We start from the raw sequence: 20,629 nt of genomic DNA on the forward strand, positions 1-20,629 counted from the left end.
TGCCGCAGGCTGCGATAGCCCCCAAGAGGGCGCCGCCCTTGAGGACGCCGAAGGCCCTTCGGGCCTTGTCGCAGCCTCGCTGTTGCTCGGCAGCGGCTACAGGTCTACAGATCTACAGATCGGGGCCGAACCGGGTTGGTGTAGCCGCTGCCGCAGGCTGCGATGGCCCCCAAGAGGGCACCGCCCTTGAGGACGCCGAAGGCCCTTCGGGCCTTGTCGCAGCCTCGCTGTTGCTCGGCAGCGGCTACAGAGGGCGCCAAGGTTCGACGGTTGATCGACAGCCGTCACGGGCGCCGAACCTCGCGCCCGGCGAGTTCAGCGCTTGGGCAGCTCGACCTCCACCCGCAAGCCGCCCCACTCGCTGTCCCCCAGGCTCAGCGTGCCGCCGCAGGCGTCGACTATGTCGCGCACGATGCCCAGGCCCAGCCCGTGGCCATCGGTTTGTTCATCCAGCCGTGCGCCGCGGCTGAACACCTCGTTACGCCGCGCTTCGGGAATGCCCGGGCCGTCGTCCTCCACCCGCAGGCAAAAGCCCTGCGGCCGCTCCTCGACGCTCAGGCGCACCTGGGCATCGGCCCATTTGCAGGCGTTGTCCAGCAGATTGCCCAGCAGCTCCAGCAGGTCTTCCCGGTCCCAGGGCAGGCGCAGCCCCGGTGGCGCCTGGTAACTCAAGTCCAGGTGCTCGCCATGGATCATGTTCAAGGTCGCCAGCAAGCCCGGCAGTTCGGCATCGCATTCGAACAGCACCCCGGGCAGTGCATCCCCCGCCAGCCGCGCGCGGTTGAGTTCGCGATTGAGGCGTTGCTGCACTTGCTGCAATTGCTCCAGCAGCACCCTGCGCACCTCGGGGTGGCCCTCGAGCTTGGGCCCCGAAGCCAGACTCAGGAGTACCGCCAGTGGGGTTTTCAAGGCGTGGCCAAGGTTGCCCAGGGCGTTGCGCGAGCGGTTCAGGCTGTCTTCGGTGTGGGCCAGCAAATGGTTGATCTGCGCCACCAGCGGCTCCAGCTCAACCGGCACCTGGGCGTCCAACTGCGAGCGCTGGCCCTGCTGCAACTGGGCGATCTGCTCCCGTGCGGTCTCCAGGGGACGCAAGGCCCGGCGCACGGTAATCCGCTGCAGCAGCAGAATCAGCAGCAACCCGGCCAGCCCCAGGCCAAGACCGACCTGACGCATGCGCTGGAAGCTCTCGCGCACCGGGGTGTAATCCTGGGCCACGCTGATGGAGATCGATTGCCCGAGGCGCTTGTAGTCGCTGCGCAGCACCAGCAGTTGCTGGCCTTCCGGCCCCAGTTGCAGGTCGCTTTGCAGGCCGGCGCGCTGCAGCTGCGGCAGCTCCTGATCCCACAGGGAACGGGAACGCCAATGCACATCAGCGAAATCGATACGGAAGTAATGCCCGGAAAAGGGCCGTTGATAGGCAGGCGACAGGCGACGCTCGTCCAGTTGCAAACCTTGAGGGCCCCGGACCAGCGCCAGCAGCAGGCTTTCGCTGTCTTCCTGAAGTCCCGCCTCCAGGTAACGCTGCAGGCCCACCTCAAACAGCCAGAGGCTGGTCTGCGCCAACACCAGACCGACCACCAGCATCACCGTGATCAGGCCCAGGCTCAGGCGCCGCTGGATCGACCTCACGAATCACTCCCGCCGAACAGGTAGCCCTGGCCGCGGCGGGTTTCGATCACGCTGCGCCCCAACTTGCGCCGCAGGTGATTGACGTGGACTTCAAGGACATTGGAGTCGCGTTCGGTTTCACCGTCGTACAGGTGCTCGGCCAGATGGCTTTTGGACAGGATCTGCTGCGGGTGCAGCATGAAATAGCGCAACAGGCGAAATTCCGCGGCGGTCAGCAACACGTCCTGGCCATCACGGACCACGCATTGGCGACCTTCATCCAGGTGCAGCCCGGCGGCCTGCAAGGTCTGCTGATTGGCCTGGCCGTGGGAGCGACGCAACAGCGCCTGCACCCGCAGGTGCAACTCCTCGGGATGGAAAGGCTTGCTCAGGTAATCGTCGGCGCCGGCCTTCAGGCCCTCAATGCGCTCGGCCCAGGAGCCGCGGGCGGTGAGGATCAGCACCGGGGTCGCCAGGCCACCGGCGCGCCATTGACGCAGCACCTCAAGCCCCGGGACCCCGGGCAGGCCAAGGTCGAGAATGATCAGGTCATAGGGTTCACTGGCACCCTGGTACAGGGCATCGCGGCCGTCGGCCAGCCAGTCCACCGCGTAGCCCTGGAGTTTCAGGCCCTCCAGCAGTTCATCGGCCAGGGATACGTGATCTTCCACCACAAGCAGGCGCATCAGTCGTCTTCCTCATCTTTCAACAGGCGCCCAGTGGCGGCATCCAGGTCCAGCTCGCGGACCACGCCGTCCAGGGTCAACAGCTCAACCTCATAAATGTACACATCATGTTTTTCTTCCAGTTCGGCTTCCAGCAACTTGGCGCCGGGATAGCGGTCCATGGCTTGCTGCAAGAGTTGCTCCAGGGGCAGGATCACCCCCCGCTGGCGCAGGCGCAGGGCCTCGTCCTGGTCTAGGTCACGGGCCACTGCCAGGGAGCAGAATAGCAACAGCGCCAGGGCCACCCGGCTGCCGGCGCGCATCGTCGAGTTCATTAAGTGTCCTGATGATCCTTGAGTACCTGGCCGGTCACGGCGTCCAGCTCCAGGTCCCACTCCAGCCCTTGCGGGTCACACAGTTCAACCTGGTAGATGTACTTGCCGTACTCCTCTTCCAGCTCGGTTTCACTGATGCTCGCCCCAGGATGCCGGGACAGGGCCGTGGCATTGAGTTTTTCAAAGGACACAATGGTACCAGCGTCGCGCAGCCGCAGGGCTTCGTCGGGACCCAGGTCGCGGGCATGGGCCAGGCTGGTGGTCAGAGCGATGAGGCTGGCGCTGAACAGCGCGGTCAGGGTTTTCATGACAGGTCTCCAAGGTCAGTGGCCAAAGGCCGATGGCGCCGACGATACCCAAGGCAACTTAATTGAAACTGAATCGCCATCATGGCCCTGACACAAGTTTCACTCGGCCCGAAGCGCCCGGGTTCTCTATACTCGGCGGCTGATTCAAGAGTGAGCCCGGTATGACCGCCATCCATATCAAGTTTCCCGCCCTGACCCTCAAGGCCGGCCCCCGCGCCCTGGCCCGCATCCGCCGCCAAGGCCTGCACGCCGGCGAAGTCGGCACCTTGCCGGGCGCCGCCGGCGGCCCCAAGGCTTTGGGCATTCAGGGCCTGGACCTGGCGCTGTTCGGTGAATGGCTGCCGGCGGTGCCCCGTGAGCGTTCGCTGATTGGCGCCTCGGTGGGTTCCTGGCGCTTTGCCAGTGCCTGCCTGCCGGACGCCGCCGAAGGCATCCGCCGCCTGGGCCAGCTGTACAACGCCCAGAGTTTCGCCAAGGGCGTGACCATGGCGCAGATCAGCCAAAGCTCCCAGCGCATGCTCGATGAGCTGCTCGATGGCCGCGACGCCTCGATCCTCGACAACCCTCACTACCGACTGAACATCATGGTGGTCAAAAGCCACGGCCTGCTGGCAGACGATCACCGCGGGCGCCTCGGCCTGGGCCTGTCTTCGGTGATCGCCGACAACCTGCGCGGCCGTGCGCGCCTGTCGCGGCACTTCGAACGCCTGGTGCTGCATGACCCGCGCCTGGCTCCGCCGCTGCACGCCCTGGAAGACTTCCCTTCGCGCTTCGTGCCCCTGGACCGCAGCAACCTGCGCCAGGCGCTGCTGGCCTCGGGCTCGATCCCCATGGTCATGCAGGGCGTGCGCGAACTGCCCGGCGCCGGGGCCGGCACCTTCCGCGACGGCGGCCTGCTGGACTACCACCTGGACCTGCCCTACAGCGGCAGCGACATCGTGCTCTACCCGCACTTCACCGACCGGGTGATCCCCGGCTGGTTCGACAAGACCCTGCCCTGGCGCCGGGCCAGCCCGGAGCGCCTGCGCGACGTCCTGCTGCTGGCGCCGTCGAAGGAATACCTGGCGCGCCTGCCCTACGGCAAGCTGCCGGACCGCAACGACTTCAAGCGCTTCATGGGCGATGACGCCGGCCGGCAAAAATACTGGCGCAGCGCCATGGACGAAAGCCGGCGCCTGGGCGATGAATTCCTCGAACTGGCGGCGCAGAACCGCCTGGGCGAGCGCCTGCAAAGCCTGTGAGGCTGTCCCTGGCCGCGCACTGACCCTTTAGTCAGGGTTTTTCCGCAGCCCGGGAGCCAAGCTGATAAACTCGCCGCCTGCCTCAACTCGCCCCCCCGGGCGACGCCACCTGACAGAGCTGACCGACACTGTGGAAATCTTCAAAGAATTTACCTTCGAATCCGCCCATCGCCTGCCTTTCGTGCCCGAGGGCCACAAGTGCGGCCGCCTGCATGGCCACTCGTTCAAGGTGGCGATCCACCTCAGCGGCGAGGTCGACGCGCACACCGGCTGGATTCGCGACTTCTCGGAAATCAAGGCCATCTTCAAGCCGCTCTACGAGCGCCTGGACCACAACTACCTGAACGACATCCCCGGCCTGGAAAACCCCACCAGCGAAGTCCTGGCCAAGTGGATCTGGAACGAACTCAAGCCGCTGCTGCCGGAGCTTTCGGCGATTCGCATCCACGAAACCTGCACCAGCGGCTGCATCTACCGCGGCGAATAAGCCGAGCCATCTACAGGTCGCAAGGAAGCTGCCCCATGAGCCCACGTATCTACCTCGCCGGTTTCGATGTGTTTCGCGCCGACGCCCAGGCCCATGGCCAATACCTCAAGCAACTGTGCAGCGCCCAGGGCCTGCACGGTCTGTTCCCCCTGGATAACCAGGCCCCGCAGAAGCTCTCGCCAGAAGCCACCGCGCAGTGGATCTGCCAGCAGAACCTGGCCATGATCCGCGCCTGCGACGCCCTGCTGGCCAACCTCAACGACTTTCGCGGCCTGGAGCCGGATTCCGGCACCGCCTTCGAAGTGGGCGCGGCCATCGCCCTGGGCAAGCCGGTGTGGGCCTACTTCAGCGGCCCCGCGACCCTGCGCCAGCAAGTACCCCACGACGCCCAGGGCCGCGATGCCCAGGGCTTTGCGGTGGAAGATTTCAACCTGCCGCGCAACCTGATGCTGGCCTGCACCTGGAGCGGCCGTAGCACCTGTGTGGAAACAGCCATCCGTGACCTCGGGCACTGGTTGAACGCAGCCCCTGCGGCCCACTGAAGATAACCAGCAGCGTCACTTTCTGCCGAAAACGACCCCGTCGGACAAAAGCCTTGTTTTGTCGCGAAAGCCGATGTTATGTTTCTAACACGAATTGCAAAAATGAAACTTCAATAACATTTTCCGCGAACGCCTGGCGAGATGGTCATGGACAAGAACAGTTTCCAAATCACCCTGGAACAGCAGTTTGCAAGCCTGACGCCCACCGGCAAGCGCATCGCCACCTACCTGCTGGCCAACCTCCAGCAGTTGCCTTTCGAAACCGCCGACAGCATCGCCCAGCAAGCCGGCACCACCGGCATTTCCGTGGGGCGCTTCCTGCGCTCCCTGGGCTACCGCAACCTGGATGACGTCAAGCAAGGCCTGCGCGGCGATGCCCCGGCCTCCTGGCTGATCACCGACCGGCTCGGCGCGTTTCGCAGCGAAGCCCATCAGGACGACGCCCTTGAGCGCTCGATGCACCGCGAGATCGAGGCCATCCAGCACGTCTACGGCCTGGCCCGCAGCCAGGTGTTCGCCGACATCGTGCGGCAGATCGTCGAGGCCGACGCGGTGTTCATCATCGGCATCCAGTCGACCCGGGGCATCCTCAACGCCTTCCACAGCCACCTGGAATACATCCGGCCCAAGGTCTACTACGTCGATGGCCTGTCGGGCATCTATGCGGAAACCCTGAACTCGGGCTTCGCCAAGCCCTACGCGATCATTTCCGATTTTCGCGCCTACTCCGCCGTCACCCAGACCTTCTGTGAAGTAGCCAACGCCAACGCCCTGCCCCTGGCCCTGGTCACCGACCTGCAATGCCCCTGGGCCCGGGACTACCCGCTGGACCTGCTGCAACTGAAAACCGATGTCGGCCAGTTCTGGGATTCCCTGGCCCCGCTGACCTGCCTGTTCAACCTGATGGTGTCCGCGGTGGCCGAGGGCTACGGCGAGCGCCTGGATGAGCGCCTGGCGAAGAACCGAGCGTTGCAGGAAGCCTTCGGCCAGTTCGAATCCTGACCTTCAAGCGTGCCCCAAGATGGAGTGAGTGAGTGAACAACAGCCCCCTTGTCGAAATCGACGCCCAGCGCCACCAACTGGAAATCGACCTGGTCTACGCCAGCGCCGACAACCTGGCCGGCCAGGTGATCTACCGCAACGCCCGCTGCCTGCTGCACAAGGACGCCGCGGCCTGCCTGTACAAGGCCAGCCAGCTGGCGCGCATGGCCGGCCTGGGCCTGCGCATCTACGACGCCTATCGCCCGGCCTACGCCCAGCAACTGCTGTGGCAGGCCCTGCCCAACCCGGACTACGTGCGCGATCCGCGCCTGGGCTCGCACCACACCCGGGGCGTGGCCGTGGACCTGACCCTGGTGGATGAAAGCGGCCAACCGCTGGACATGGGCACCGCCTTCGATGCCATGGAGCCCAAGTCGCACCAGTTCTACAGCGACCTGCCGCCCCAGGTGCAGCGCAATCGCCTGATGCTGCTGGGGATCATGCTCAGCGCCGGCTTCGAGGCGATCCCCACCGAGTGGTGGCACTACGAGTTGCCCAACGCCGAAGACTTCCCCCTGATCCAGGAGCACGACCAGCCCTTCGAACATTGATCTCCCGTTCCCCAGCCGGCCACAACAACAGGCAGCTCACTGCCCCAAGCCGGTCGTACTGCAACACCGCTTCAGCTCCAACTGCCCGGTTATAGCTTTTATAAAAAACCTGACGAACTTCCCAACATCGAATGATCAAGGAAACCGGCATGACCCCCAATCTGCGCAATAACCCTGATGTGCGTCTGTCCACCCGTGTCGCCCTGTCGCTGCTGTGCGCCGCCCTGAGCCTGGGCACGTGGCAGGCGGCCAGCGCCGCCGCGCCCAAGGACACCCTGATGATCGGCAAGGCCGCCGACCCGCAGACCCTCGACCCGGCCGTGACCATCGACAACAACGACTGGGCCGTGACCTACCCGGCCTACCAGAAGCTGGTGACCTACAAGGTCGAGAACGGCAAGGGCAGCACCGAAGTCCAGGGCGACCTGGCCGAGAGCTGGAGCACCTCCGCCGACAACCTGACCTGGGACTTCAAGCTCAAGCCCGGCAACAAGTTCGACGACGGCAAGCCGGTGGACGCCGCCGCAGTGAAGTTCTCCTTCGACCGGCTGATGCAGCTCAAGCAAGGCCCGTCCGGAGCCTTCCCGGATGACATGAGCGTGGCCGTGGTCGACCCGCTGACCGTGCGCTTCACCCTGAAGAAGCCCTACGCGCCCTTCCTCTACACCCTGGCCCACAACGGCGGCGGCATCATCAACCCGGACGTGGCCAACAAGGGCGAGGACGTCAACGCCTACCTCTCGACCCACACCGCCGGCTCCGGGGCCTTCCGCCTGAGCAACTGGCAGAAGGGCCAGTCGCTGACGCTGGAGCCCAACAGCTATTACGCCGGGCCCAAGCCGAGCCTGAACAAGGTGGTGATCAAGATCATCAGCGAGGCCTCGGTGCGCCGCCTGCAACTGGAACGCGGCGACCTGGACATCATCGAGGACATGCCCGAAGACCAGCTCGGCACCCTGGCCGGCAAGTCCGGGGTGGTGATCCAGACCTTCCCCTCGCTGCGGGTCAACTACCTCTACCTGAACAACCAGCGTGCGCCTCTGGACAACGTCGAAGCGCGCCAGGCACTGGTCCAGGCCATCGACTACAAAGGCATCGTCGACGGCATCCTCAAGGGCCAGGCCAAGCTGATGAACGGGCCGATCCCCGACGGCATGTGGGCCCACGACCCAAGCCTGCCGCTAATGCAGCAGAACCTCGACGGCGCCAAGGCCAGCCTGGCCAAGGTCCCGCAGAAGATCAGCAACCTGACCTACCTGTACTCGGACAAGGACGCCAACTGGGAGTCCATCGGCCTGACCCTGCAAGCGGGCCTGGCGCCGCTGGGCATCAACCTGAAGATGGAAAAACTGGCCAACGCCACCATGCGCGAACGGGTCGGCAAGGGTGACTATGACGTGGCCATCGGCTCCTGGAGCCCGGACTTCGCCGACCCCTACATGTTCATGAACTTCTGGTTCGACTCCAGCCTGCAGGGCCTGCCGGGCAACCGCTCGTTCTACAGCAACCCGGAAGTGGACAGCCTGATCCGTGAAGCGGCGGCCACCAACGACACCGCCCAGCGCATCGAGCTGTACCAGAAGGCGCAGAAGATCGTCCTCAAGGACAACGTCTACGCCTACCTGTACCAGAAGAACTACAGCCTGCCGATGCGCGATTCGGTGAAGGGCTACGTGTTCCATCCGATGCTGGAACAGGTGTTCAACATCGCCGAAATCAGCAAGTAGGACCGGCCCTGCGATCCCCGTCGCCAGCCCCTGAACCGGGCCGGCGCCGGGTTGCCGTGTCCCCGCTGCGGGGCCGTTATTGCCCCTGCCGTTCGTCAAGCGTTAACGAGGTTGCCTCATGGCCTTCCTGAATATGTTGCGCAAACGCCTGCTCGGCCTGTTGCTGGTCGTGATCGGGGTTTCGCTGATTACCTTCACCATCTCGCACCTGATTCCCGGTGACCCGGCGCGGCTGATCGCCGGCGACCGGGCCAGCGATGCCATCGTGCAGAACATCCGCCACCAGCTGGGCCTGGACCTGCCGCTGTACCAGCAATATGGGCGCTACATGCTCGACCTGCTGCACGGCGACCTGGGCACCTCGATCCGCACCAGCCGCCCGGTGCTGGAGGACCTGCAGACCTTCTTCCCGGCCACCCTGGAGCTGGCCCTGGCGGCGCTGCTGCTGTCGGTGCTGGTGGGCGTGCCGCTGGGGGTGTTGTCGGCGGTCTATCACAACCGCTTTATCGACCAGATCGCCCGCACCCTGGCGGTCACCGGGATTTCCACCCCGGCGTTCTGGCTGGGCTTGGGGCTGATCCTGCTGTTCTACGGCAACCTGGGCTGGCTGCCCGGCAGCGGGCGCCTGGACGAAGGCCTGGAGCCGCCGCCAACCATCAGCGGCTTCTACCTGATCGACTCGCTGCTGGCCGGGGATATTCCGCTGTTCCTCAATGCCCTGCAGCACCTGATCCTGCCGGCGGTGACCCTGGGCTTCGTCAACCTCGGGGTGGTGGCACGGCAGATCCGCTCGGCGATGCTCGACCAGCTCGGCGAGGACTACATCCGCACCGCCCGGGCCTACGGCCTGTCGCGCTGGGCGGTGATCCTGCGCCACGCCCTGCCCAATGCGCTGATCCCCTCGGTGACGGTGCTCGGCCTGACCCTGGGCGATCTGCTGTACGGCGCGGTGCTGACCGAGACGGTGTTCGCCTGGCCGGGCATGGGCGCCTACGTGGTGAAGTCGATCCAGGCCCTGGATTTCCCGGCGGTGATGGGCTTCGCCATCCTGGTGTCGTTCATTTATGTGCTGCTGAACATGGCGATCGACCTGTTGTACCGGGTGATCGACCCGCGCATTGGCGAGGTAAATTGAGATGTCCGCTCCCTTGATCGTTCCCCTGCCAGTCCCTGCGGCCCAAGCCAGCGGCTGGCGCGCGCGCCTGGCCTACCTGGGCTACCGCGTGCGGCAGAGCCCGCTGACCATCGCCGGGCTGTGCATGACCCTGCTGGTGCTGCTGTGCATGGCCTTCGCCCCCTGGCTGTCGAGCCATGATCCCAATGCCCTGAACCTGGCCCAGCGCCTGGCCGCCCCCAGCGCCGCCCACTGGTTCGGCACCGACGAAGTCGGCCGCGACCTGTTCAGCCGGGTGCTCCACGGCAGCCGCCAGTCGGTGGGCGTGGGCCTGTTTGTGGCCTTCGCTTCGTGCCTGGCCGGGGGCCTGCTGGGCTGCCTGTCGGGAATCATCGGCGGGCGCTTCGACAGCCTGATCATGCGCCTGATGGACATCATGCTCTCGGTGCCGTCCCTGGTGCTGATCATGGCCCTGGCCGCCGCCCTGGGCCCGAGCCTGTTCAACGCCATGCTGGCGATCACCCTGGTGCGCATTCCGTTCTACGTGCGCCTGGCCCGGGGCCAGGCCCTGAGCATCCGCCAGATGGGCTACGTCAAGGCGGCCCAGACCTACGGCGCCGGGCGCTGGCACATCGTCAGCTGGCATGTGGGGCGCAACGCCATGCCGCCGTTGCTGGTGCAACTGAGCCTGGACATCGGCAGCGCCATCCTCATGGCCTCGGCCCTGGGCTTCATTGGCCTGGGGGCGCAACAGCCCACCGCCGAATGGGGGGCGATGGTGGCCACCGGGCGCAACTTCATCCTCGACAACTGGTGGTACTCGACCTTTCCCGGGCTGGCGATCCTGTTCACCGCCACCGGCTTCAACCTGCTGGGTGACGGCATCCGTGACCTGCTCGATCCACGGCAACAGGGGAAATGACCATGAGCTCATCCGCCGTTCTCAACATCGACAACCTGAGCCTGGAATTCCCCGCCTATCGCAGCAACGTGCAGGCCCTCAACGGCGTGTCGCTGCACGTCAACCCGGGGGAAATCGTCGGCGTGGTCGGCGAGTCCGGTTCGGGCAAGTCGGTGACCGCCATGCTCAGCCTGCGCCTGCTGCCCGAGCGCAGCTACCGCATCACCTCCGGCAGCCTCAGCCTGCTGGGCCGCGACATGCTCACCACCCCGGAAAAACAGCTGCTGCAGATCCGTGGCCGCGACGCGGCGATGATCTTCCAGGAACCGATGACCGCCCTCAACCCGACCCGGCGCATCGGCCGGCAGATGCTCGACGTGATCATCCATCACCAGCGCCTGAGTCAGGACGAGGCCCGGGCCAAGGCCATCGCCCTGCTGCGGGACATGCACATCGCCGACCCCGAGCAGGTGCTCCAGGCCTACCCCTTCGAGCTGTCCGGCGGCATGCGCCAGCGGGTGATGATCGCCCTGGCATTTTCCTGCGATCCGCAACTGCTGATTGCCGACGAGCCGACCACCGCCCTGGACGTCACGGTGCAGCGCCAGGTGCTGCTGTTGCTGCGCGAGAAGGCCCGGCAACGGGGCACCGCGATCCTGTTGATCACCCACGACATGGCGGTGGTCTCGCAGTTCTGCGACCGGGTCTATGTGATGTACACCGGCGCCGTGGTGGAGCAAGGCAGCACCGCCCAGGTCATGCTCGACCCGCAGCATCCCTACACCCGCGGCCTGCTCAGCGGCCTGCCGGAACAGGTGCCCCCCGGCGCGCCACTGCTGACCATTCCCGGGCAGGTGCCGAACCTCGCCCACCTGCCCGCTGGCTGCACCTTTCGCGAGCGCTGCCCGCAGGCCATGGCGGTGTGTGCCCAACGGCCACCGCTGCATTCGATCAACGCCGGCGAGCAGCGCAAGAGCGCCTGCTGGCTGGCCGCCCCGGAGTCCGCCCAATGACCGCCCCTCAATCCCACACTGGCAACGCGCCGCTGCTGCGGCTCAACGACGTACAGGTGCGCTTCCCCCTGAGCAATGACTGGCTGGGCCGGCCCCGGGCCTTCGCCCACGCGCTGAACGGCATCGACCTGGAACTGCGCCCCGGGGAAACCCTGGGCATCGTCGGCGAGTCCGGCTGCGGTAAAAGCACCCTGGCGCAACTGCTCATGGGCCTGGTCCAGCCCAGCAGCGGCGACCTGCGCTGGGCCTACGCCAGCGACCGCGAGCGCCACAGCCACGTGCAGATCGTGTTCCAGGACCCGCAATCGTCCCTCGACCCGCGCCTGCCGATCTGGAAGATCATCACCGAGCCGCTGTTCGCCCTGGGCACCACCCCGGCCGCACAGATGCGCGAGATCGCCGCCAAGGTGGCGCAACAGGTGGGCATTCGCGGCGAATACCTGGAGCGCTACCCGCACCAGTTTTCCGGCGGCCAGCGCCAGCGCATCGCCATTGCCCGGGCCCTGGCGTCGAACCCGGACATCATCGTCCTCGACGAACCGACCTCGGCCCTGGACATCTCGGTGCAGGCGCAGATCCTCAACCTGCTGGCAGACCTGCAACGCAGCCGCGGCCTGACCTTTGTGCTGATATCCCACAACGTTTCGGTGGTGCGACACATGGCCGACCGGGTGGCGGTGATGTACCTGGGGCAGATCGTCGAACTGGGCAGCGCCGAGCAAGTGCTGGAGCGACCGCGCCATCCCTACACCCAACTGCTGCTGGATGCGGTGCCACGCCTGGGCGCGCCCCTGGCGGACAGCCAGGTCTCGGCCCCCACCGAACTGCCGGGCAACCGCAAGCTGCCCGCCGGCTGCTTCTTCTTCGACCGCTGCAGCCGGCGCGGTCCGGGCTGCGAACAGCCGCAACAGCTGCTGGGCGATGCGACGCAGCAAGTGCGTTGCCATCTGCAACACCTCACCGGGTGATCCAAGCGCACCACGCCGCCGGCCGCGGCGTGGTGCTTGCCCCCTGCTCGCCAAGGGCTTAAAACAAGCGCCTTCTCTCTGACGTTGCAGGAACCCCACCCATGGAAAGCCATTGGCTGACCCACGCCAAACGCTTGCAAGCCATCGCCTCCACCGGCCTGCACTTCTGTAAGGACGTGCACGACCGCGAGCGCTACCAGGAAATCGCCGACATCGCCCACAGCATGCTGGCGCAGCTGGGCAACGTGCCTCTGGAGCGCATCACCGATCTGGTCTCGGACTTTGCCCAACGCTATTCGACGCCGATGGTGGAAGTGCGCGGCGCGCTGATCGAGGACGGCAAGATCCTCCTGGTGCGCGAACAGCACGACGGCCTCTGGGCCCTGCCCGGTGGCTATGCCGATGTCGGCCTGTCGGCCAGCGAAAACGTGATCAAGGAAATCCACGAAGAAGCCGGGCTTGAGGTGTCGGTACGCGCCTTGTACGGCGTCCGGCACAAGGCCAAGGGCCCCTACAAGGCTGATCACCGCGACTTCTACAAGCTGTACTTTCTCTGTGAACGCCAGGGAACCCAGCCCCCTTTGGCCGGCAGTGAAGCCACCGAGGCCGGCTTCTTCGCCCCCGACCAGTTACCGCCCCTGTCCCAGGGCCGCACCGTGGAACGGGATATCCACGAAGCCTTCGATTTTCATCAGGGCCGGACCACCCAGGTCATGTTCGACTGATCCGCACCCCGCGTGGCGTGACTCAAGATGACGCCGCTTGCACCGCTTTCGTGCCGGTGCCGGCGCTTACCTGTGGCTGAATACCTGTCATCGTCTATACCTGCCGGGCAGCCCCCGGTTGTCAGGCCGCTTGGCACGCTGGCTGCAACAACCGGCTATCACTCCGACCAGGGACAGGCCCATGACCCAGCACGAACCCGGCAACGACTACCCCTTGAGCGAAGTTCCAGCGCACGCCCGCAAGGGCCTGGCCTCCATGGCCATGGTGCTGCTGGGCTTCACCTTCTTCACCGCCACCATGTTCGCCGGCGGCAAGCTGGGGGTGGCGTTCGACTTCCCGACCCTGCTGGCGGTCATCGTCCTGGGTAATCTGTTGCTCGGGGTCTATGCCGCAAGCCTGGGCTACATCGCCTTCAAGAGCGGGCTGAATACGGTGCTGATGGGGCGCTTCTGCTTTGGTGAACGGGGCAGCAAGCTCAGCGACCTGATCCTCGGCCTGACCCAGGTGGGCTGGTACGCCTGGGGCACCGCCACCGCGGCGGTGGTGCTGGGCAAGTATTTCCAGCTGGATCAGGGGGCGGTGCTGGGGCTGATGCTGCTGTTCGGCATGGCCTTTTGCGCCACGGCCTACGTCGGTTATCGCGGCCTGGAGATCCTGTCGTGGATCGCGGTGCCGGCCATGGGCCTGTTGCTGGTACTGTCGATGGGAGTGGCAAGCATTCAGGTCGGCGGTCTCGACGGCCTGCTGGCCCTCAGCCCCAGCGCCACCATGGACCTGTCCACCGCCCTGACCCTGGTGTTCGGCACCTTTGTCAGCGGTGCGACCCAGGCCACCAACTGGACCCGTTTCTCCCGCTCGGCGCGGGTGGCGGTGAGCGCCAGCCTGATCGGTTTCTTCATCGGCAACGGCCTGATGGTGCTGATCGGTGCCTACGGCGCCATCGTCTACCAGCAGCCGGACGTGGTGGAAGTCTTGCTGCTGCAAGGCTTCGCCATGGCGGCCATGGCCATGCTGCTGTTGAACATCTGGAGCACCCAGGACAACACCATCTACAACTTCGCCGTGGCCGGCTGCAACCTGCTGCGCACCCAGCGGCGCAAGACCGTGACCCTGGTGGGCGCACTGATCGGCACCCTACTGGCGATGCTCGGCATGTACGACTTGCTGGTGCCCTACCTGGTGCTGCTGGGCACGGTGATTCCGCCGATTGGCGGGGTGATCATGGCCGACTTTTTCTATCGCTGGCGCGGCCGCTACCCGCGCCTGGCCGACAGCCAGTTGCCGGCCTGGAACTGGCCAGGGCTGTGCGCCTATGGCCTGGGCACCCTGGCGGCTTTCTGCTCGCCCTGGGTCGCGCCGCTGGTGGGCATCGCGGCTGCCGGCCTGAGCTACATCCTGTTGAGCGCGATGCTGGGCGCACGCGCCCCCCAGGCCGCCGACATCCAGGCCTGATTTGCTCACCCGGCACCTTCCGGGTCTATCATGGCCCGGTCACGCAACACCCTGCCCCCTGCCGCACCGCGCATTGACGCCTGACCGGGGGCCGTCCAACGACCGTGGGACAAGGACCTGCCCTGATCCGACGGCTGAACCACTGATTGCCCGACCCGAGGAACTGCTCCGATGCTGATCACCAACGCCCGCCTGCGCCACCGTGAAGGTCTGTACCAACTGCACCTGGAAAACGGCCGCATCGCCCGCATTGTCCTGCAAGGCGCCGACACCTCCGGCGCCGTCCCGGCCTTCGGCCCCGAACACCTGGATGCCGGCGGCAATCTGGTGGTGCCGCCCTTCGTCGAACCACACATTCACCTGGACGCCACCCTGACCGCCGGCGAGCCGCGCTGGAACATGAGCGGCACCCTGTTCGAAGGCATCGAGTGTTGGGGCGAACGCAAGGCCACCATCACCGCCGAAGACACGCGCACCCGCGCCCACAAGACCATCCGCGCCCTGGCGGCCCACGGCATCCAGCACGTGCGCACCCACGTCGACGTTACCGACCCGGACCTCACTGCCCTCAAGGCCATGCTGGAAGTGCGCGAGCAAAGCGCGCACCTGATCGACCTGCAGATCGTCGCCTTCCCCCAGGAGGGCATCGAATCGTTCCGCAACGGTCGCGAGCTGATGGAAGAAGCCATCCGCCTGGGCGCCGATGTGGTGGGCGGCATTCCGCATTTCGAATACACCCGGGACCAGGGCGTGAGCTCGGTGAAATTCCTCATGGACCTGGCCGAACGCACAGGCTGCCTGGTGGACGTGCACTGCGACGAAACCGACGACCCGCACTCGCGCTTTCTCGAAGTGCTGGCCGAAGAAGCCCGCAGCCGCGGCATGGGCTCGCGGGTCAGCGCCAGCCACACCACCGCCATGGGTTCCTACGACAACGCCTACTGCGCCAAGCTGTTTCGCCTGCTGGGGCATTCCGGCATCAGCTTTGTCTCCTGCCCCACCGAAAGCATCCACCTGCAGGGGCGCTTCGACAGCTTCCCGAAACGCCGCGGCGTGACCCGGGTCAAGGAGCTGCTGGATGCCGGGATGAACGTCTGCTTCGGCCAGGACTCGATCGTCGACCCCTGGTATCCCCTGGGCAATGGCAACATCCTGCGGGTGCTCGAAGCCGGCCTGCACATCTGCCACATGCTCGGCTACAGCAACCTGCAAAGCGCCCTGGACCTGGTCACCGACAACAGCGCCAAGGCCCTGGCCCTGGGCGAGGGTTACGGCCTTGAAGAAGGTCGCCCGGCAAACCTGCTGATCCTGTCTGCCGACAGCGACTACGAAATGCTCCGCAGCCAGGGCTTGGCGCTGTATTCGATCCGCCACGGCAAGGTGCTGATGCAACGGCAGATGGCCCAGGTGCAACTGGCCGGCGACTGACGGTGGCGACGCTTACTTGACCCGAAACGGCTGGGCCGCCATGAACGCCACCGGCAACAGCGGCAGGGCGAGGATCGTCAACACCCCGTCTGCGGTGAGGGTCACCGGCGTCAACAGCACCTGGCCGACCTTGCTCTTCTCCCGGTACGCCGAGAACTGCAAGGTATAGGTGCTGTTCAACGGGTTGGCCTGATAGGCGCTGATATCCCGCTTGGACTTAAAGCGGCTGCCGCGAATGGCATAGCGGTGCAACAGGGCGTTCTGCGACCTCGCCACCACGAAACCCAAGGCCTTGGCTGCCTCGATCTGCTGGGCGTCGAGCTGGTCCAACCCGGGAATTCTCAGGAGCAGTTTACCGTCCAGGTTCTGCCCCGCATTGACGAGGATCTGCGAAAACTCGGCCTGCATTTTTCCGTGCAGGTCCGACTTGATGGCCTTGAGCAACTCAGGATCGACTATCACGAAGTAGTGGTACTTCTTGCCCAGGATGACAAAGCTCTGCGCGTCCGCCGTGATGTAGAACTGGCTGACGGTTTCCGTATAGACCTCATTGCTGGCGCGGCTTTCGTACAGCTGGCTGGTCAGGCAACCGCCAAGGCTGCCAGCGACTAAAGCCCCCAGAGCCATAACCGAGCCTTTGAGCAAGGCGCGGCGGGGCATTCCTTTTTGCATGTCGAATCCCTTCCATGAATGCGGGCGGTATCGGGAGATAGGCCACGACTGCCGTCACGCTACATAAACCCCAGCCGTTTTGCACCCGGCCAGCGCCACGGCGGCGCCCTGCTCAGTCAGCCAGGGCCCGCGCCGTGCCAAACAGGCTCACCCGGGTTAACACCCCATCGGTCTCTTGCAACAGCAACGGCGCGGTGCCGCCCGGCATCAGCACTTCGACCCGTCCGGCCTGGACCCAGCCCACCCGCCAGGCCGCACAAGCCACAGCGCTGGCGCTGGTGCCGGACGACGCGGTGGGACCTTCGCCACGCTCGAAGACCCGGGCCGCGATGCGCCCTTCACCTGCGCGCATGGCCCATTGCAGGTTGACCCCGGCCGGGCAGGGCTCGCCGTTGCCGATGGGCCGGGCGAACGCGATACGGGTCAGGCCCTCGAACAGCGGCGGTTCGAGCATCTGCGGGTTGCTCGGCAACGCATCGGCCGCCTCCACCAGGGTCACGCAATGGGGATTGCCGATACGCACGAACTGGCTGTGCTGCCACTGAGCATTCAACGCTTGCAAGGGCGCGACCCGGCTCAGTTGGCAGCCATTGAAGGTCAGGCTTTGCACCCCATCAGCTGCCACCGCCTCAGGTCCGAAGCTCGGCTGCCCGAGGTCCAGCCAGAACCCCGACACCCCCGCCACCCGCGCCGGCTCCACCGCCGTGATCACCGGCGAGTCGCCACCGGGCTGGTCATGATGCACCCGCAATAGCGTCTCGCCTTCGACCGCCATCAGCCCTTGTTCGGTGAGGGCTTGGGAAAAAATCGTCAGGCCATTGCCGCTGCGCTCGGCCAGGGTGCCGTCGGTATTGACGATCAGCAGATCGAAAGGCGCACCGGCCTGGAACGGCCCCACCAACAAGCCGTCACAGCGATGAGCCTTGGCCCCTTGCGGCCGAGCTCCCGGCGCCCAGTCACACAGCGCGGCGATGGCCTGCACAGCCCACCGTCGCCGCTCCAGGGCCGCCTGCGCCGCCGTGTCGGGCAAGGCAATGCCCAGGCTGCGCAGCGCCTCGGGCGACACCACGCCATAGATATTGCCCCGGGCATCGTAGAACGCCGCCATCACACCGCCTCCAGAAAAAAACCGAGCCGCTGACATTACGGGCAATCCAGCGGCTCGACCAGAGGGGACTAAGCAACCTGGTTGGACATCGCGCGCTGCTGAAGAACAACCATCCGCCAGGCTAGCGAATGGGCAAGGCCATGGGCCGGATCGGCGCCGCGTCGGCACCCCGCAGTTTGAGTGAGGCACCGATAAAGGCGAACTGATAGACCTTGTCCCGGGACAAGCCTTCCAGGTTCACCAGCTCCAGGATCGGCGCGCCCTGCATCGCCAGCAGGTAAGTGTGCAACGGCAGGTAATTGCCCTCGACCTCGGAAGGGAAGGTTTCAAAGCTGAGGTTGTCCGCCCCCACCACCATGGCGCCGCCCTCTTCCACCAGGAACTTCGCCGCATCCAGGCTCAGCCCCGGCGGGTTGGCCATATAGCGCTGGGCATTGTCGTAGTCACGCATGCGCCCGGTGCGGATCAGCACCACGTCGCCCTTCTCCAGCGCCACCTTCTGTTTGGCCAGGGCCTGTTGCAGGTCGGCGCGGGTCACCCGGTAGCTGTCCGCCAGCTGTTCCAGCCCCTTGGCCGCAGCCACATCGATCAGCACTCCGCGGGCAATGATCGGCGGCAGTTTTTCCGCCCCGGTGACGTTCCAGCCCCGATCCCCCAGATGCTGATCGGCGCGGTAGCCGTTCCAGATCTTGCCGTTGAGGCCAAAGTGGTTGAGGGCGTCGATATGGGTGCCCATATGGGCGTACATCGACACCGCCGAACCGCTGTAACTGACGTGCTGGTTCATCGGTTCGCCGACCTGCATCGGATCGGCGACCACATTGCCGTGGGGCGTGTGGGTCATCCACATCTGATAGGGCGGATCTCCAGCGGCCTGCCAGCTGGGCATGCCGACAAAATAATCCACGGCCAGGTCGTAGGCCTGCTCGCCGCTGACCCGGGCCATGATCGCCGCCCGGGACTCGGGGGTGATCAGGTTCAAGCGACCGATCTCATCCTTGGGCCCCCAAGGGCTGATCCCCACCTCGGCACGGGCCGCAGTGGCGGCACTGCAACCACCGCTGAAAAGGGCCAGGGCGAGCACCCCGGGAAGGATCTTCGACATTGCGTGATGAGCCATGACAACACTCCTGTGAAATGAAGTGCCCATGGTATTGAGGGATCAATCAGAGATAATCAGCCGATTCGTGGATAGATATTCAACCCAGGGGAAACAATATGGACGTACTGATGGCCATGCGCACCTTTCGCCGGGTGGTGGAACGGGCCAGCTTCAGCCAGGCCGCCGCCGACCTCGGGCAATCCACCGCCGCCGTCAGCAAGCAGGTGCGGCAACTGGAAGAGCGCCTGGGCAGCCTGCTGATCCTGCGCACCACCCGACGCATGAGCCTCTCGGAAGCCGGGCAGAGTTACTTCAATGAATGCTGTCACCTGCTGGATGAGCTGGACGCCCTGGAGCGCGCCACCCAGGCCGGCAGCCACGAACCCGGTGGCCGCCTGCGGATCAATGCGCCGCTGTCCTTCGGGCTCAAGGTGCTGTCGCCGATCCTGGTGGCCTTCATGCAGCGCTACCCGCAATTGCAGGTGGACCTGACCCTCAACGATCAGGTGCTGGATGTGGTGGGCGAAGGCTTCGACGTGTCCCTGCGGATTCGCCGGCAACTGGAGGATTCGACCTTGATCGCGCGTCACCTGGGTCAGGTTGAGCAGGTGATCTGCGCCGCGCCGGCCTACCTCCAGGCCCAGGGCACGCCCAGCGCCATTGCCGACCTGCATCGCCACCGCTGCCTGGCCTACCGGCTGGCGGAGCATCCCGGGCGCTGGCAACTGGAGGGCCCGGAAGGCCAGACCCGGCTGGAGCTGCCGGTGCACTTTGCCGTGGACAACAGCCTGCTGCTCGGCGACATGCTGGTGGCCGGCCTGGGCATTGGCGCCCTGCCCGGCTTTGTCGCCCAACCGCTCCTGGACAGCGGCCAACTGCTGCGCGTGTTACCGGAACAACGCCTGCCCAGCCGCCAGATCTACGCGCTGTATCCCAGCCAGCGCCACCTGTCACAGAAAGTCCGGGTGTTCATCGATTTTCTGGTGGAGGCGCTGCAGACCCCTTGAGCCTCAACCGTCGGTGGGCACCTGGAGCCCGACCTTGACCCGGTTCATCGCCACCAGGGTCTTGAAGCGCTTGACGTTGTCATTGCCAAAGAACAGCTCACGGGTCAGCTGGGTGTACTGGGCCATGTTGCGCACGCAGAAAATCAGCACGAAATCGCATTCACCGGCCACGTAGTAGCACTGCTGGACCTGGGGGCAGGCCTGGAAGCTGCGCTTGAGCGCATCGATCTGGTCGATGCGCTCACTTTCCACTTCCACCTCGACGATGATGCTCAGCTCATGGCCGAGGGCATCCGGGGCGACTTGCGCGGTGTAGCGCTCGATCACACCCTCGTCCATCAGGCGCTTGAGCCGCCGATTGACCGCCGCCGTGGACAGGTTGACCCGCAGGCCCAGTTCGCTCTGTGCGGTACTGGCATCGCGTTGCAGCTCGGCGAGCAGCTTCAGGTCATAGGCATCGAGACTGGTGTTCATGAACGGCGCAACTCCGGAAAACAACGGCGCACAGTGGAATGATTTTGTGCAAAAGCCGCCGATTATGCGCAATAGATGCGCCCCCTGCGCACTAATATTTCCGCCAACAGCAGCGGCCGTGGAATGCCTCAAGCATTGCCGAGGCGGCGACGAATGTTC

At 65.4% G+C, this 20,629-nt stretch carries 22 protein-coding genes; 14 read left to right on the forward strand and 8 right to left on the reverse strand.

Annotated elements, in window-relative coordinates; translation table 11 throughout:
• Positions 1-315: 315 nt before the first annotated feature.
• Genes KHO49_RS19730 through KHO49_RS19745 form a run of 4 tightly spaced genes read right to left on the reverse strand, consistent with a single transcriptional unit; the run spans position 316 to position 2,916 of the window.
• The gene (locus tag KHO49_RS19730; RefSeq protein ID WP_110596166.1) at positions 316-1,629 is read right to left on the reverse strand and encodes a sensor histidine kinase; all 1,314 of its coding nucleotides are present in this window, start codon (positions 1,627-1,629) and stop codon (positions 316-318) included.
• Positions 1,626-2,294, reverse strand: a complete 669-nt coding sequence (locus tag KHO49_RS19735) for a response regulator transcription factor (protein ID WP_102864630.1) — start codon at positions 2,292-2,294, stop codon at positions 1,626-1,628. The genes KHO49_RS19730 and KHO49_RS19735 overlap by 4 nt, the downstream gene beginning before the upstream one ends.
• Complete coding sequence (locus KHO49_RS19740; protein WP_102864629.1) at positions 2,294-2,608, reverse strand: PepSY domain-containing protein; 315 nt, start codon at positions 2,606-2,608, stop codon at positions 2,294-2,296. The genes KHO49_RS19735 and KHO49_RS19740 overlap by 1 nt, the downstream gene beginning before the upstream one ends.
• Positions 2,608-2,916: a PepSY domain-containing protein gene (locus KHO49_RS19745; RefSeq protein ID WP_213665681.1), complete on the reverse strand. Its 309-nt coding sequence runs from the start codon at positions 2,914-2,916 to the stop codon at positions 2,608-2,610. The genes KHO49_RS19740 and KHO49_RS19745 overlap by 1 nt, the downstream gene beginning before the upstream one ends.
• A gap of 161 nt (positions 2,917-3,077) precedes the next feature.
• Between KHO49_RS19745 and KHO49_RS19750 the strand changes: the two genes are divergently transcribed.
• From KHO49_RS19750 to codA, 13 genes are all read left to right on the forward strand, one after another.
• Entirely contained in the window at positions 3,078-4,157 is a 1,080-nt protein-coding gene (locus KHO49_RS19750; protein ID WP_110596167.1) for a patatin-like phospholipase family protein, read from the forward strand.
• Positions 4,158-4,287: 130 nt separating this feature from the next.
• Positions 4,288-4,644 (forward strand): 6-carboxytetrahydropterin synthase QueD, encoded by a 357-nt coding sequence (gene queD, locus KHO49_RS19755; protein WP_011062303.1) that lies wholly within the window; start codon positions 4,288-4,290, stop codon positions 4,642-4,644.
• Positions 4,645-4,679: 35 nt separating this feature from the next.
• Complete coding sequence (locus tag KHO49_RS19760; RefSeq protein ID WP_213665682.1) at positions 4,680-5,186, forward strand: nucleoside 2-deoxyribosyltransferase; 507 nt, start codon at positions 4,680-4,682, stop codon at positions 5,184-5,186.
• A gap of 141 nt (positions 5,187-5,327) precedes the next feature.
• Positions 5,328-6,188, forward strand: coding sequence for a MurR/RpiR family transcriptional regulator (locus KHO49_RS19765; protein WP_102864625.1), 861 nt, complete (start codon positions 5,328-5,330; stop codon positions 6,186-6,188).
• A 32-nt stretch (positions 6,189-6,220) separates the two neighbouring features.
• The gene (gene ddpX / locus KHO49_RS19770; RefSeq protein WP_102881853.1) at positions 6,221-6,778 is read left to right on the forward strand and encodes a D-alanyl-D-alanine dipeptidase; all 558 of its coding nucleotides are present in this window, start codon (positions 6,221-6,223) and stop codon (positions 6,776-6,778) included.
• Positions 6,779-6,927: 149 nt separating this feature from the next.
• The gene (locus tag KHO49_RS19775) at positions 6,928-8,505 is read left to right on the forward strand and encodes an ABC transporter substrate-binding protein (RefSeq protein ID WP_102881854.1); all 1,578 of its coding nucleotides are present in this window, start codon (positions 6,928-6,930) and stop codon (positions 8,503-8,505) included.
• Positions 8,506-8,623: 118 nt separating this feature from the next.
• Entirely contained in the window at positions 8,624-9,640 is a 1,017-nt protein-coding gene (locus KHO49_RS19780; protein WP_102881855.1) for an ABC transporter permease, read from the forward strand.
• A 1-nt stretch (position 9,641) separates the two neighbouring features.
• Positions 9,642-10,541, forward strand: coding sequence for a D,D-dipeptide ABC transporter permease (gene ddpC, locus KHO49_RS19785; RefSeq protein ID WP_102881856.1), 900 nt, complete (start codon positions 9,642-9,644; stop codon positions 10,539-10,541).
• Positions 10,538-11,533, forward strand: a complete 996-nt coding sequence (locus tag KHO49_RS19790) for an ABC transporter ATP-binding protein (RefSeq protein ID WP_110651309.1) — start codon at positions 10,538-10,540, stop codon at positions 11,531-11,533. The genes ddpC and KHO49_RS19790 overlap by 4 nt, the downstream gene beginning before the upstream one ends.
• Positions 11,530-12,501 carry an oligopeptide/dipeptide ABC transporter ATP-binding protein gene (locus tag KHO49_RS19795; RefSeq protein ID WP_123394640.1) on the forward strand — a complete coding sequence of 324 codons (972 nt, stop codon included), beginning with the start codon at positions 11,530-11,532 and terminating at the stop codon, positions 12,499-12,501. Before KHO49_RS19790 ends, KHO49_RS19795 begins: the two co-directional genes overlap by 4 nt.
• Positions 12,502-12,602: 101 nt before the next feature.
• The gene (locus KHO49_RS19800; protein WP_213665683.1) at positions 12,603-13,226 is read left to right on the forward strand and encodes an NUDIX hydrolase; all 624 of its coding nucleotides are present in this window, start codon (positions 12,603-12,605) and stop codon (positions 13,224-13,226) included.
• Positions 13,227-13,407: 181 nt separating this feature from the next.
• Positions 13,408-14,679: a cytosine permease gene (gene codB / locus KHO49_RS19805; RefSeq protein ID WP_102881860.1), complete on the forward strand. Its 1,272-nt coding sequence runs from the start codon at positions 13,408-13,410 to the stop codon at positions 14,677-14,679.
• A gap of 171 nt (positions 14,680-14,850) precedes the next feature.
• Positions 14,851-16,107, forward strand: a complete 1,257-nt coding sequence (codA, locus tag KHO49_RS19810; RefSeq protein ID WP_213665684.1) for a cytosine deaminase — start codon at positions 14,851-14,853, stop codon at positions 16,105-16,107.
• A 12-nt stretch (positions 16,108-16,119) separates the two neighbouring features.
• Here codA and KHO49_RS19815 read toward each other — a convergent pair whose 3' ends face one another.
• The 3 genes from KHO49_RS19815 to KHO49_RS19825 form a co-directional block, all read right to left on the reverse strand.
• Positions 16,120-16,779, reverse strand: a complete 660-nt coding sequence (locus KHO49_RS19815) for a hypothetical protein (RefSeq protein ID WP_213665685.1) — start codon at positions 16,777-16,779, stop codon at positions 16,120-16,122.
• 112 nt (positions 16,780-16,891) lie between these two features.
• Positions 16,892-17,887 carry a diaminopimelate epimerase gene (locus KHO49_RS19820; protein ID WP_213665686.1) on the reverse strand — a complete coding sequence of 332 codons (996 nt, stop codon included), beginning with the start codon at positions 17,885-17,887 and terminating at the stop codon, positions 16,892-16,894.
• A gap of 121 nt (positions 17,888-18,008) precedes the next feature.
• Complete coding sequence (locus KHO49_RS19825; protein ID WP_102881864.1) at positions 18,009-19,007, reverse strand: cyclase family protein; 999 nt, start codon at positions 19,005-19,007, stop codon at positions 18,009-18,011.
• A gap of 98 nt (positions 19,008-19,105) precedes the next feature.
• On the opposite strand from KHO49_RS19825, the gene KHO49_RS19830 reads away from it, so the two are divergent.
• The gene (locus KHO49_RS19830) at positions 19,106-19,996 is read left to right on the forward strand and encodes a LysR family transcriptional regulator (RefSeq protein ID WP_213665687.1); all 891 of its coding nucleotides are present in this window, start codon (positions 19,106-19,108) and stop codon (positions 19,994-19,996) included.
• Between the two features lie 3 nt (positions 19,997-19,999).
• Here KHO49_RS19830 and KHO49_RS19835 read toward each other — a convergent pair whose 3' ends face one another.
• On the reverse strand, positions 20,000-20,470 hold the full coding sequence (locus KHO49_RS19835) for an Lrp/AsnC family transcriptional regulator (RefSeq protein WP_102864614.1): 471 nt from the start codon (positions 20,468-20,470) through the stop codon (positions 20,000-20,002).
• Between the last annotated feature and the right edge of the window lie 159 nt (positions 20,471-20,629).

The sequence above is a fragment of the Pseudomonas sp. RC4D1 genome, from assembly GCF_018390395.1.
In the GTDB taxonomy this organism is placed as follows: Bacteria; Pseudomonadota; Gammaproteobacteria; order Pseudomonadales; family Pseudomonadaceae; genus Aquipseudomonas; species Aquipseudomonas danubii.